10 protein-coding genes are annotated in these 14,364 nt (G+C 47.4%); 5 read left to right on the forward strand and 5 right to left on the reverse strand.

Going from position 1 to position 14,364, the window contains the following annotated elements; genetic code table 11:
* Window positions 1-161: 161 nt before the first annotated feature.
* Window positions 162-1,397 (reverse strand): fucose isomerase, encoded by a 1,236-nt coding sequence (locus FDF36_RS17035; RefSeq protein WP_195316596.1) that lies wholly within the window; start codon window positions 1,395-1,397, stop codon window positions 162-164.
* 169 nt (window positions 1,398-1,566) lie between these two features.
* Here FDF36_RS17035 and FDF36_RS17040 point away from each other — a divergent pair, with 169 nt between their 5' ends.
* Window positions 1,567-2,766: a pyridoxal phosphate-dependent aminotransferase gene (locus tag FDF36_RS17040; RefSeq protein WP_005776370.1), complete on the forward strand. Its 1,200-nt coding sequence runs from the start codon at window positions 1,567-1,569 to the stop codon at window positions 2,764-2,766.
* A gap of 69 nt (window positions 2,767-2,835) precedes the next feature.
* Window positions 2,836-4,080 (forward strand): ABC transporter permease, encoded by a 1,245-nt coding sequence (locus tag FDF36_RS17045; RefSeq protein WP_220392244.1) that lies wholly within the window; start codon window positions 2,836-2,838, stop codon window positions 4,078-4,080.
* 5 nt (window positions 4,081-4,085) lie between these two features.
* Here the strand turns inward: FDF36_RS17045 and FDF36_RS17050 are convergent, their stop codons facing one another.
* From FDF36_RS17050 to FDF36_RS17065, 4 genes are all read right to left on the reverse strand, one after another.
* Window positions 4,086-5,258, reverse strand: a complete 1,173-nt coding sequence (locus FDF36_RS17050; RefSeq protein WP_220392164.1) for a glycosyltransferase — start codon at window positions 5,256-5,258, stop codon at window positions 4,086-4,088.
* A 69-nt stretch (window positions 5,259-5,327) separates the two neighbouring features.
* Complete coding sequence (locus FDF36_RS17055; protein ID WP_005809158.1) at window positions 5,328-6,326, reverse strand: AI-2E family transporter; 999 nt, start codon at window positions 6,324-6,326, stop codon at window positions 5,328-5,330.
* 62 nt (window positions 6,327-6,388) lie between these two features.
* Window positions 6,389-7,645 (reverse strand): sensor histidine kinase, encoded by a 1,257-nt coding sequence (locus FDF36_RS17060; RefSeq protein WP_220392165.1) that lies wholly within the window; start codon window positions 7,643-7,645, stop codon window positions 6,389-6,391.
* Window positions 7,646-7,650: 5 nt separating this feature from the next.
* Complete coding sequence (locus FDF36_RS17065) at window positions 7,651-8,991, reverse strand: sigma-54-dependent transcriptional regulator (protein ID WP_220392166.1); 1,341 nt, start codon at window positions 8,989-8,991, stop codon at window positions 7,651-7,653.
* Between the two features lie 281 nt (window positions 8,992-9,272).
* On the opposite strand from FDF36_RS17065, the gene FDF36_RS17070 reads away from it, so the two are divergent.
* The 3 genes from FDF36_RS17070 (at window position 9,273) to FDF36_RS17080 (ending at window position 14,352) form a co-directional block, all read left to right on the forward strand.
* Window positions 9,273-10,592, forward strand: a complete 1,320-nt coding sequence (locus FDF36_RS17070; RefSeq protein WP_220392167.1) for a TolC family protein — start codon at window positions 9,273-9,275, stop codon at window positions 10,590-10,592.
* Between the two features lie 94 nt (window positions 10,593-10,686).
* Window positions 10,687-11,934, forward strand: coding sequence for an efflux RND transporter periplasmic adaptor subunit (locus FDF36_RS17075; RefSeq protein ID WP_220392168.1), 1,248 nt, complete (start codon window positions 10,687-10,689; stop codon window positions 11,932-11,934).
* Window positions 11,935-11,946: 12 nt separating this feature from the next.
* On the forward strand, window positions 11,947-14,352 hold the full coding sequence (locus tag FDF36_RS17080) for an ABC transporter permease (protein ID WP_220392169.1): 2,406 nt from the start codon (window positions 11,947-11,949) through the stop codon (window positions 14,350-14,352).
* Window positions 14,353-14,364: the final 12 nt, after the last annotated feature.

Raw genomic sequence — 14,364 nt, forward strand, 5'->3', positions numbered from 1 at the left:
GGCCTTGACGGGAGGAATGCGTCAATATTCTTTCCACTATGGAGAACACAGGATAACACAGATTGTCTGTGTTGGTAACCAATGATCTGAAATTCTCTCCGTGTCACTCTGTATTCTCTGTGGTGAGTTCTGACTTTACCTCTGTTAAGCTGTGAGTGGATTTATTCCGTGCGTTTACAGGAGTTTGCCTGTAAGAATTCGTTCAATGCATCTTCATAATTGCCTTGTAGCAAAATGTGATGGTTTCCGAGTGGATTCTTCAGGAAATAATCAGCCGGTGCATTCATTTTTATACGTACTTGTGTACGGCACATATTGATGTAATTGGTGTTTTCGGTCAGAGTTCCGGTAGAAAGGTAATATTCGTCCAGACATTCTCCACCACATTTCACGATAGTGACATCTCCGGTCGGCAGCAGTCCCTGAATACCAATACCGCTTTCCGTTTCAAAATGGCTACGGATGATATAACGTTCGGTTTGTTTCATTCCGATCGTGCAATGTGCCAGTATTATTTCGTTGTTCCGGGCGTTAATCATCGAGGGGTTTGCCATGAAGCCCACTTTCCCGGTCAGTGCTTTAGCAGCGAGTAATGTAAATACAGATTGCAAATCCCCTTCACATCCGGCAATGATCCCTTCGTCGTTCAGCATGGCAAGAGCCAGGCAACCGGTAGTACCGGTGCGCTCTATCAGTTTGAAACAACTCAGGGTTACGGCACTTAGTTTTTCTTCTTTACAAATTCGCTTGACGGCCCGGTAAAGGCGCATTGCTTTAATCATATCTTCGGGAGTTCCTTCGCGGCATGCCAAGGCTTGAGAAGCAACTGCGGCGCATGAGGCACCGACTTCATTGTCTGTAATACGATCGTATACGTCATAAATTCGTTCCAACGGGATGTCCAGATACTCAATTCCCCAACGCCGCTTTGCGAGCAGATAATCCACGTTGCTTGCGATCAGCCACGAGGAAGGAGCACCGATCACTCCGATGCGAAGGCCTGCTAATGAACGTTGTGCTTTGAAATTGGTATAAAGTACCTGAATTCGTTGAACGATACTCATAAAGTCCCCATGGAGGATTTCACTCTTCATACCTCGGCCACGTAACCAAGAGGAGATTTCCAGTGCCGCAGCCAGGGAGTTTTGCATTCCGTCTGCCAGTATAATGGCAGGCCGGGGAAGCGATTCGAAGCATTGCATTACCAGCCTTTCGACCCCTCCGGTAGCAATGAAAATGATACTGAATTCATCTTTTGGCAATCGGTCGATGTCCCGGTAATCCATGAACTTCACGGTGAAATATTTTTCCAGTTCACTGAGAATCGCTTCGTGTGAACTACGTACAGTGGCTTGCTTATGCAGAATCGATGCAAATGTGATCAGGTTTATGGTCATTATGTTATCGTTTTAGGTTTGTAGTTATACAAATGTATCGTTTTCTGTTGATATTACCACAACGTTTTTACCCTTGATAAGGTTTTTAAAGTTTTTATGTCTTTGTGTCCGATTTATTGTGTACATTTGCCGCTCATATTTATTAATTGACCATTTATAATTCAAGATTATGCCAACCATATCGATTCGCGGAACAGAGATGCCTGCATCTCCTATCAGAAAGCTGGCTCCCTTGGCAGATGCTGCCAAACAGCGGGGAATCCATGTATTTCACCTGAACATCGGACAGCCAGACCTGCCCACTCCTCAGGCCGCGATTGACGCGATACGCAACATCGACCGCAAGGTGCTTGAATATAGCCCCAGTGCCGGTTATCGTAGCTATCGCGAGAAATTAGTAGGATATTACGAGAAATTCAATATCAACCTGACAGCAGATGATATAATTATTACTACCGGAGGTTCCGAAGCCGTGCTTTTCTCATTCATGTCGTGTCTTAATCCGGGAGACGAGATCATTGTTCCCGAACCAGCTTACGCCAACTATATGGCTTTTGCCATTTCGGCCGGAGCTAAAATACGCACCATTGCTACGACAATCGAAGAAGGTTTCTCGCTTCCGAAAGTAGAGAAATTTGAAGAGTTGATCAACGAACGTACTAAGGGTATCTTGATCTGCAATCCGAATAATCCGACTGGCTATCTGTATACCCGACGTGAGATGAATCAGATCCGTGACCTGGTGAAGAAGTATGATCTTTTCCTTTTCTCCGATGAAGTGTATCGTGAGTTTATCTATACCGGTTCCCCTTATATTTCGGCTTGCCATCTGGAAGGAATTGAAAATAACGTAGTGCTGATTGACTCTGTTTCCAAGCGTTATTCAGAATGTGGTATCCGCATCGGTGCCTTGATAACCAAGAATAAAGAAGTGCGTGATGCAGTGATGAAGTTCTGTCAGGCACGTTTGAGTCCTCCGCTGATCGGACAGATTGCTGCCGAAGCTTCACTGGATGCTCCCGAAGAGTACTCACGCGAAACTTATGACGAATACGTTGAGCGCCGTAAATGTTTGATTGACGGTCTGAACCGTATACCGGGTGTTTATTCCCCCATTCCGATGGGAGCTTTCTATACAGTAGCCAAGCTACCGGTCGATGATTCGGATAAATTCTGTGCCTGGTGTCTCTCTGAGTTTGAGTATGAAGGACAGACAGTGTTTATGGCTCCGGCTTCCGGTTTCTATACTACTCCGGGCTCCGGAAAGAATGAAGTCCGTATTGCTTACGTATTGAAAAAGGAAGATTTAACCCGTGCGCTCTTTGTTCTGCAAAAAGCATTGGAGGCTTATCCGGGAAGAACAGAATAAGACCTGATGTCATCCATTCATTCACATAGTCAAAGCAACTCCGTTCCCTTTTCCAAAGAGAAGGGCAAGGTGAGGCTTTCCTATTTTCTTGCCCGTCGGATTTATCGTGATACGGACGGGGGAAAACAAGTTTCTCGTCCTGCTGTCCTGATTGCCATGATTGGCATTGCTATCGGCCTGGCGGTGATGATCATTGCCGTATCTGTAGTGATTGGTTTTAAGAGTGAGGTACGTAATAAAGTGATCGGCTTCGGCTCCCATATCCAGATCAGTAATTTTGATGCGGTAGGGTCCTACGAAACTCATCCGGTTGTGGTGGATGATAGTATGATGATCGCTCTTTCCGCCCGTCCGGAAGTGAAACATGTGCAGCGATATTCCACCAAACCGGGGATGATAAAGACAGATGACGCTTTTCAGGGCATGGTGCTCAAAGGTGTCGGTCCGGAGTTTGATCCTGCCTTTTTCCGCGACCATCTGGTAGAAGGAGAGATACCGGTCTTCAGTGATACGGCTTCCACCAATCAGGTGGTCATATCGAAAGCGATAGCTGACCGGCTGAAACTGAAACTGGGAGATAAAATATATGCCTATTTTATCCAGAAAGATGTGCGTGCCCGCCGGTTGACGGTGAAAGGTATTTACCAAACGAACTTTTCTGAATATGATAATCTCTTTCTGCTGACTGACTTGTATTTGGTGAACCGTTTGAATAACTGGGCTCCCGGACAAGTGAGCGGAGCAGAGTTGCAGGTACGTGACTATGACAAACTGGAAGATATAACCTATGGTATAGCCGTTGATACGGACAATAAGCAAGATGTTTACGGGGGGACTTATTACGTACAGAGCATCGAACAAATGAATCCTCAGATATTTGCCTGGCTCGATCTGCTCGACCTGAATGTATGGGTCATTCTTATCCTGATGATTGGGGTAGCCGGCTTCACGATGATTTCCGGATTATTGATTATCATCCTTGAACGCACACAGATGATTGGCATCCTGAAGGCTTTGGGAGCCAATGATTTCACTATCCGTAAAGTATTTCTGTGGTTCTCTGTCTTTCTGATTGGGAAAGGGATGTTGTGGGGAAATGCAATTGGTATTACTTTCTGTGTTTTGCAGTCACAGTTGGGACTTTTTAAACTCGATCCCGAAACTTACTATGTAAGTATGGTGCCGGTTTCCATGAACATCTGGCTTTTCCTTCTGATCAATGTCGGCACCTTATTGGCTTCTGTATTAATGTTGGTCGGTCCCTCTTATTTGATAACCAAGATCAATCCGGCCAGTTCTATGCGGTACGAGTAGTCAAGTTATCTTCGCATAAAATCACCCTTTCTGCGATAGAGACGGTAGAGTCTGAACTTCAGGGATTGTAGCGGACGGATGATGTCGAAAACCGGTAGTGTAAAGTAGTAAGAGCGGTTGTCTCCCATCTCATTGGCTGTTTTGTTGATGACGTAGGCTTGCGCCGAATAACGTACGATCCATAACAATAAAGCCAGTCCCGCAGCCAGCCAGTGAAAAGAGAGGATACCGAATACGATTCCCGACAGGCAGACGACATAAAACAATAGCCTCGTGGCGGTTTCCAATCCCAGTAACCAGCGTTGTGAACCTTTATAGAAGCGTGCGGTTGCCATGTAGCTTACCTTTTCTTCTTTCCAGTCCTTATAGCGTTCCACAGGTTGCATCCGTATCACTGAATCCGGTGAGGTTTCCACCCGGGTATTGTTTTCATTGGCAATTTGGTTGATAAACAGGTCATCTTCTCCCCGCTGCATGTTCAAGTGGGTAGAAAATCCTTTGACTTTGAAGAACAATTCCTTGCGGTAGGCCAGGTTGCGCCCGATGCCCATGTACGGTTTACCCGCCAAGGCAAAACCCAGATAACGAAGCGAGGTGAAAAGCGAGTCGAAAGACACCCGTTTGTGCAGCCATCCTTTTCCCCGTTCGTAACCGCTATATCCCAGTACGATGTCTGTACTCGGCGTGAAATTGCGTGCTATCCGTCGAAGCCACTTGTCACTGACCGGAGTGCAGTCGGCCTCGGTGAATACCAGCCAGTCATATTTACTGGCTTTAATGCCCAGCGTCAGTGCCAGTTTCTTCCGGCTGATGTACCGCGCGCTGTCTGGTGTGAAACTGTGATACAGGTTCGGGTATTCTTCTTCCAGCTCCGACAGGAGATCTTCGCTTTCGTCTGTAGAACCATCGTTGATGACGATTACTTCAAAGTCCGGATAATCCTGTTTCAGGATAGAGGGCAGGTTTTGGCGCAGGTTTTCCGATTCGTTGCGTGCACAGATGACTACAGACAGCGGGGGAAGTTCCCGTCCGAAGTGTACTTCATCTTTTCCAACAGCAAGGTTGTGGGTGTGTATCCGGTTATACAGTCCGAGATAGTAGATAAGTTGAACGATCAAAAGAACGCCTGCGGCTGATAGCAGTATCAGTTCGGCCGTATTGAATGTGAATGCTTCCATTGAATCTTACAAGATGTTTAAGTCGCAAAAGTACATAATTTTTCAGAGATTAGGTGATTTGTTTCTTTCTTATTTCTTATTGTCCAGATATTCCTTTTTGAACATATCGACAAATAACAAGAACAGCGATAATATAAGCGGTCCGAAGATGACTCCCATGAATCCGAACAACGGTAATCCGATGACTACACCGAAGATTGTAATAAGCGGATGGGTGTCTGCCATTTTCTTCTGTAAGATAAAGCGTATCAGGTTGTCACATTGCGAAACGACAATTCCTCCGTAAGCTGCCAGTCCGATGGCATTTGCCCATTCACCGGTCAGTGCAAGGTAGGCAGCCACCGGAAACCAGACGAGAGCAGTCCCCACCATCGGGATGATTGTAGCAAAACAAGTCAGAACACCCACTAACCAGGCATTCGGTGCTCCGAAGATAAAGTAGCCGATTAGTGCGACTCCTCCCTGAATAACGGCAAGTAAGGGAATACCGATGGCATTGGAGCGGACAATCATGTTGATATTGTGTGTTACCTCCCGGGTGTTTTTCTCATTGAAAGGTAGGATGTCGTCAATGTAGGACTCCATTTTGGTTCCTCCTATCAGCATGAAATAAAGTACAAAGACCAGAACAAACAGATTGATTGCAAAGCTGCTGATACCTCCCATGACTGCCTGTCCTATTTTGGGGAGCAAAGAAACGATGAACGAAAGTGTGTCACTGCCCAGCACATCATATCCTGTTTTCGCTTTGATGATCCCTGCCAGTTCTTCAACAGGGGCAATAATGGCCTGTGGGTCCAGATTGATGTCCTGCAACTTGTTGACCAGCATCCATACAATCAGAGAAATAGGTACCAGGAAGCACAGGATGGCTTCACCTGTAATCAGCAGGGCTGCGAAACTTCGTTTCATTCGTGCACCGAGATACATCATTTGTCGTCGGACCAGGATATAGATGGTGAGTGCTCCCAATAATCCGCCGAGGAAAGGGGTAATTTGCCGGAACAAGATGATGCCCAGCCCGATGATGATGATAATCAAAGAATATTTCCAATATTTTTCTTTCATAATAAATAAAAAGGAGAGTAGAGATTCCTCTCTATTTATAACATTACACCTACTAAAATGTTTCAGTCCTGAGGCAGGTCGATACTGAAAATTGTTTGTCCCGGACGACTTTTACGGATCGATAAGTGTCCGTTGTGTTGTCGGATGATCTGCTTGCAGAGACTGAGTCCTATTCCGCTTCCCTCCGCTTTTGTGGTAAAGAAAGGAATGAAGATCTGCTCACGTATTTCTTCCGGGATGCCGGGACCATTGTCTTCTATTTCTATCAGCAGACGGTCTGCCTGTTGCAGGCGGAGGATGATTCTGCCTTCCGTCTGTCCTTCGAGAGCCTGCATCGCATTCTTCAGTAAGTTGAGGAATACTTGTGACAGCTGGTTTGCGTCGCCGTTGGTTTCTATCGAATCCGGTGTGGATTGTAACACGACGTGAATGCCACGTTCGCGGAAATCACTTTGCAACAGTTCTTCCAGGTTATGCAACATATCGGTCAGTGAGAAACGTTTCTTTTCCGGGTGAGGGAGGTAGGACAGATGCCGGAATGATTCCGTGAATTCCATCAGCCGTTCGCTTTGTGTTTGGATAATCCGTAGTCCGCGGGCTGACTTTTCGTTGATATCCGGATATGCGGATAAAGTTTGTGAGAGTGAAATGATCGGTGCAATCGTGTTCATGATTTCATGGGTCAGCACATGTGTCAGTTTGCTCCACGATTCACTCTCCTTATCACTCAGCTCGTCACCGATATCTTTGATGGATAAGATGGTTATGGTTTCACCTTCCAGGATCATCTCTTTTCGGGATATGCTGAGGCTGTCGCGAATGCCGGTTGCATTCAGCAGTTGTGCCAGTTGCATTTCGGTGTAAAGACGGTTGCACTTCAGCAGAGAGAAGGCAGCACTGTTGGCAGTGATGATTCGGCCTGAAGCATCCCAGGCAAGCACGCCGCTGGGCACTTCTTCAAGTAACGATCGGTAGAAGTGCTCCTGTTTCTGGTTTTCGCCTTTGGTACGGGCAAGCAGGTCGTTGAGCCGGTTGAGCGAACGGTTCAGTTGTTCCTGTTCTTTGCTGACATTCACTTCCGGAAAGTAGAGCATATTGTCTTTATCCTGCACTGCATCGAAGAACAATTTGATTTTTCGGTTGAATGTATTTAGCCGCCGGGTCAGTGCACCGATCTGAAAAAGAGAACATAGCAACAATATACTGCCGATGATGTATCCGGTGCCGGATAAGATTAGCCATAGTCCGGCACCTGCCGTAGCGAGTATCAGTACGATGTGGAGCAGTATAATGAAATAGATGCGTCGGCTGAATATCATCGGGGTCAGAGTTTGAATCGTTTGAGCTTGTTATACAACGTTTGCCGGCTCACGCCCAGTTGCTCGGCAGCGGCAGTCAGGTTACCGTTGTTTTGCAGGATGGCAGTTTCGATGGCCTGCCGTTCCACCTCTTCCAGATTGGGTACGGTGACTGCTGCCTGTGGCTGCCAGGTCTGTTTCACCAAGATATCTTTGGGACGGATCACGCTGCCCTCACACAAGATGACCGCTTTCTCGATGGTATGCTGCAACTCCCGGATATTGCCCGGCCAGTGATACCCGCGCAGTTTTTCAACAGTCTGTTCGTGCATCCGTATTTCCTGACGTTGATATTTGGAAGCGAATTTACGTAAGAAACCGTCGATAAAGAGCAAAATGTCGTCTCCCCGCTCACGCAAGGGAGGCAGTTCCAGATGGATGGTGTTGATGCGGTAGAACAAGTCTTCACGAAACATCCCCTCTTTTACCATTGCGGGTATGTCCTTGTTTGTTGCCGAAATCAGGCGGATATCTACCGGGATCACTTTGTTGCTTCCCAACCGCATCACATTGCGGCTTTGGAGTACCGTGAGCAACTTGGCCTGGAGCGACAGGGGCAGGTTGCCTATTTCGTCCATAAACAGTGAACTTCCGTCGGCGGCTTCAAACTTTCCCCGGCGGCTTTCGTAAGCATCGGTGAAAGCCCCCCGTTCGTGCCCGAACAGTTCACTCTCGAACAGTGATTCGCTGATCGCTCCCATGTCTACGTTCAGCATCGGGCGTGCACCGCGAGGTGAAAGGCGGTGAATCTCCCGTGCCAATATCTCTTTACCGGTTCCGTTTTCTCCTGTTATCAGGATGTTGGCATCTGTCCGTGCCACTTTAGATACTACTTTCATCAGTTGCAGCATGGCAGGCGAATGTCCAACCAGCATTTCGAACCCTTCTTTTTTGTTTTCTTTTGTCTGCCGTTCCGAAGGTTTCCTGTTATTGCGGTAGGCTTCCGTCACTTTATCGATCAGGGCCTGATTATCCCATGGCTTCAGGAGGAAGTCGGCAGCTCCGTTTTTGAGTGCTTTTACGGCAAGTTCCACGTCTCCGTAAGCAGTCAGCATCACTACGGGCAGGGTAGGAGCCATCTTCCGGATATGTCCCAGCCAATACAGCCCTTCGTTGCCATTATTGATGCCTGCCGAGAAGTTCATATCCAGGATGACCACGTCGATGCGGTGGGTCGTCAGCAGGGCAGTGATCTGATTCGGGTTCGAAGCCGTCAGTATCTTGCAGAAGTAGTTTTCAAGCAAAAGTTCGAGTGAAGCCAACACCCCTTTGTTATCGTCTACAATCAGAATAGTTCCCGTGTTCATGATATCTCCTTTTGATTCGCTTCCTGTTTTTAAGTTCGTGGTAAAGATATTTGTTTTTGTAACTCCCTGCAAGAGAGTGTCCAATAATTAGACGTTTTCGAATTGAGAATTTATATGGGAAGGGGATGTGGGGACAAATCCGGGGAATGTTGACGTCAACCGTCCAATATCTGTACGCAGTAGCGTCCAAATATTGGACGGTATCTTTTTATTGATAAATCTATGTGGCTGAATTTTAGTTGTTTATTCTTTTTGGCACACTCTTTGCCCAGATGGTTTATATGAAACATCTTATATCACTTTGTACCTTATTTCTTTTTTCCGCTCTTTTGTCTGCACAGACAGAGAGATCGCTCGACGAATGTATTCGTATCGCATGGAAACAGAATCCGTCTTTGCGGAATAGCGAGATAGATATCAAGGAAAACCGGATGAACTATATCTCTGCCGTGGGGAGTTTCCTTCCCCGCGTCAGTGTATCGGCCGAAGCCGGACGAAACTTCGGACATTCCATCGATCCGAGCACCAACGGATACACCAATAATACGTTCGATGAAGGAACCGTGGGGCTGGACATGACGCTTTCTCTTTTCGAAGGTTTCACCCGCATCAACCGGGTACGTTTTGAGAAGATGAACCGCAGCCGGAGTGAATGGGCTTTGAAGGAACGGCGCAACGAACTTGCCTGCCGGGTGACGGATGCCTATTATAAACTCCTGCTTGAAGAGCGGATGCTCGATCTGGCTTTTGAGCAGAGCCAGCTAAGCGAACGTTATCTCAAACAAACCGAAGCTTTTGTAGAACTGGGTTTGAAGTCGGTTTCCGACTTGCAGGAAGTCAAAGCCCGTCGCGAGGGTGATATTTACCGTTACCAGGTGCGTGAGAACGGTTGTCGCCTGGCATTGCTCCAACTGAAACAATTGTTGAACCTGCATGCCGGGGATACGTTGGTACTTCAGGATACAATCAACTACGAATCTCTTCCGTCTTGTTCGCTGCCCCAGACAGATGAGCTCTATATGCAATCTCTGGTAGCAATGCCTTCGATGCGGATGATGGAACTCAGGCAGCGGGCCGCCCGTAAAGAGTATGCCATGGCGGGCGGTAAGTTCTCGCCGACGGTTTTTGCCCGTTTCTCAATGGCCTCCCGTTATCTCGACGGTTTTTCTACCAAACAGCTGAACGACAATTTAGGAAAGTATATCGGTGTCGGCATTTCCATCCCTTTATTGAGCGGGTTGGAACGACTGACCACCCTGCGCAAACACAAGTTGAATATATTCCGTCTCCGGAATGAGGAAGAACTTCAAAAACAACAACTCTATACAGAGGTGGAGGAAACGGTTCTTTCTCTCCGTTCCGGATATGATGAATTCCGGCAGGTATTGCAGCAGTTTAGGGCCGAAGAACTGGTACTGAAAGAATCCGAACGAAAATGGGAAGAGGGGCTTATCTCCGTATTCCAGCTGATGGAAGCCCGCAATCGCTTTATCTCTGCCAAGGCCGAGTTGACCCGGGTGCGCTTACAGGTGGATATGACCCGGAAGATGGAAACTTATTATCGGACGGGAAGCTTTTGTACGTTGCCCGGTGAGAAGTGATATACGGGGTATGTGACCGGTACATCGTTCCTTTACGACCTGACGGGATAATCTTATAAACAAACGTGAATCATACATAAAACAATAACTATCTATGGATACAATGATCGAACGGAAGCCCGGAATGAAGCGAAAACATTATTATGCTATTGCCGGAGCCGTGGCACTGGTGGGACTTATCTTTTATTTTATTTTCAGGGACACTTCCTCTTCTATGAGTGTAGAAAAAGACCGGCTGACCATCGCTACTGTTACCCGCGGAGAGTTCAGTGATTACATCCGGGTCATCGGACAAGTGATGCCCAACCGCATCATTTATATGGATGCGGTAGAGGGAGGCCGTGTCGAGGAGCGCCTGAAAGAAGAGGGGGCCATCGTCAAAGCAGGTGATGTCATTCTCCGTCTCAGCAATCCGCTCCTGAACATCGGGATCATGCAAAGCGAAGCCGATCTCGCCTACCAGGAAAACGAGTTGCGTAACACCCGCATCAGTATGGAACAGGAGCGCTTGCAGCTGAAGCAGGAGCGCATCGGGCTGAGTAAGGAACTGGCTGTGAAGCAGCGTCGTTACGACCAGTACAGCCGCCTTATCAAAGAGCAATTGATAGCACAGGAGGATTTCCGACTGGCACGTGAAGAGTATGAGGCGGCACAGGCACAACTGGATGTTGTGGACGAACGTATCCGCCAGGACAATATTTTCAGGGAGAGCCAGATCCATAGTCTCGATGAAAACATTCGTAATATGAAGCGCAGTCTTGCCCTGGTACGTGAACGGGTGGAAAATCTGAAAGTAAAAGCTCCCATAGACGGACAGGTGGGGAACCTCGATGCTCAGATCGGCCAGTCCATTGCTGCCGGCGAGCATATCGGACAGATCATTACGCCCGATCTGAAAGTGCAGGCACAGATTGATGAGCATTATGTGGAACGGGTGATTCCCGGACTTCCGGCTGATTTTACCCGTGACGCAGGAAACTATAAACTTGAGGTGACCAAACCCTATCCCGAGGTAAAGGAGGGCCAGTTCCGCACCGACCTTCAATTTACTTCCGGACGTCCCGAGAACATCCGTGCCGGACAGACTTATCACATCAATCTCCAGTTGGGAGATCCTGCCCAGGCCATTCTTGTTCCTCGTGGCGGATTCTTTCAAATAACCGGGGGCCGCTGGATGTATGTTGTTGACGAAAGTGGTAAATTTGCCACGCGCCGTCCCATCCGGATCGGACGGCAGAACCCGCAATATTATGAAGTGACTGAGGGATTGAAACCGGGCGACCGGGTGATTGTATCCGGATATGAATTGTTTGGGGATAACGAGAAACTTATATTGAAATAAGAACCGAATACTATGAACTACATTTCGCAAGTGATACGAAGCCAGCGGGTTAAAAAGTCTCTGACGCTGATAAACATAACAGGGTTGTCGGTCTGCATTGCGGCGGCACTTCTTATTATGCTTTATGTCTGGTCGGAGTTAAGTTATGATTCATTTCATGATACCGACCGTGTGTATCGTGTTGAAAGCAGGTTGTATGAGGGCGAGATGCTGACGGATAACTGGGCGACTACGGCTTATGGGCATGCTCCTGCCATGAACAGGGAAATAGCGGGAATTGAGAAGTACGTCCGTGTTACGGCTCAGGATCGCGAGCAGGTGGTGAATTACTTCGACAGGAGATTTGCCGAGGAACATTACTGCTATACCGAGCCTGCCTTTTTCGAAATATTCAACTTCCCCATAGTTAAAGGAGAAAAGACCGGGCAACTGGTACGCCCTAATACGGTGGTACTGACTGAAAGCGCTGCAAGCCGCTATTTTGGTGAAGAAGACCCGATAGGCAAGATACTGACCTTCAGTACCTCTTCATCACAGCAAAACTTTGAAGTAACGGGCGTTATTGCCGATATGCCTGTCCGTTCGCACCTGCGCTACGATTTCCTGCTTTCCTACAATACGATTCCCAAGGAACGGCAGGACATCTGGTACATTCACGGTGTATATACTTACGTCCGCCTGATGCCCGGAAAGACTCCGGGAGAAATTGAACAGGCTTTCCGTGACATATCCGACAAGTACAAGACTGATGCACTGAAACATAAAACCTGGGCTGTAGAACTGATCCCGTTGAAAGACATTCACCTTACTCCGCAAAAAGCATACGAGAAAGAGGTGAAAGGAAGCCGGACGGCGGTTCTTATTTTGTTCGTAATGTCCGCCATTCTGCTGCTGATAGGTTGGGCAAATGCCTTGAACCTGACCGTAGCCCGCTTTTTGGAGCGTGGACGGGAGTTCGGGCTCCGTAAAGCTTTTGGTGCTTCGCGCCGTCAGATTATTATCCAGGGACTTCTTGAGTCCGGTTTCATGAACTTGCTGGCTACGTTGATAGCTTTCGGCTGGTTGGAACTCCTCTTGCCTCTTGTCTATCGCTGGGCAGGGCAAAGCTTCGGGACAGACATACTTATGCAACCCGCTTTCTGGGGGATTGTAGCCGGAGTGGTTATCATCGGTACGTTGGTTGTAGGGCTTTATCCTTCCTGGCTGATGGTCACTATCCGTCCGTCGGAGATTATGCGTGGTAAACTGTTGCACGGAAAGAGAGGCAACCGGATCAGAAAGGCGTTGATTGTTGTTCAGTTCCTGGCTTCTTTTGTTCTGATTGCAGGCACGTTTACTGTGTTTCAACAGGTCCGTTACATGCAGCGTGAGGCCGAATCGGATCTGAATACCCGCATTCTGGTCATTAAATATCCTTCGTTCACCGAGGGACTGTCGCTGCGCATGGAGAGCTTCACCAAACGTTTGAAGCAACGGGCGGATGTAAGTCACGTGACAGTTTCGGGAGCTGTTCCCGGTGTGGAAGTTGCCAACTATTTTACCAATCGGCCGTATGGAAGCGATCCCTCACAAGTAAAATTGATACAGATGTTTTCTGTCGATTACGACTATTTGTCTGCTTATATGCCCCGTATGGTTTGCGGACGAAGTTTTTCCGAAGATTATGGTGGCGATCTTAACCGGGTGGTGCTTAACGAAGAAGCTGTCAGGCTGTTGGGCTACGAATCGGCAGAAGCGGCGTTGGGGCAACAACTTAAAATGGAAGTGGTTAATGACCCGCTTGAGATAATAGGAGTGGTGGAGAACTACCACCAGCAATCGCTTGCCGTGGCTTACAAACCTATCATTTTCTTTTTGAAAGAGCGTGTTCCTTTTATTGCAACGCCTTATATTTCTGTCTGTCTGAAAGGAAAGGGGGATGCCGGTGTCTTGACGGAAATTGAACAGATGTATCGTGAATACTTCCCGACTTCTTTATTTTCTTATTTCTTTTTGAATGATTTTAATGAATTCCTATACAAATCCGATCGTAATTTTGGCTGGATATTTGCCAGTGCCTCATTGCTTGCTGTATTTGTTGCTTGCCTTGGATTGTGGATTGTAACACTGTTTTCCACCTTGTCACGTTTGAAGGAGGTGGGTATCCGCAAAGTGCTCGGCGCAAATAAAACCAGCCTGTTCTTTGTCCTGACCAAAGAACTGTTGTTGCTTACCGTATTGGCATCTGCAATCGGTATTCCTGTATCGGCAGTGCTGATGAATGTTTGGCTGGAAACGTACGCTTTCCACATTTCGCTGTCCTGGTGGATATATGCAGCCACTTTTGTACTGCTGATACTGATAGCTTTTCTCACTGTGTTCCAACAGGTATGGCGTACCATCCGCCAGAAACCTATGCGCATCTTAAAATATGAATAACTAATATAATAT

It is taken from the genome of Bacteroides fragilis, from assembly GCF_019583405.1.
Taxonomy (GTDB): Bacteria; Bacteroidota; Bacteroidia; order Bacteroidales; family Bacteroidaceae; genus Bacteroides; species Bacteroides fragilis_B.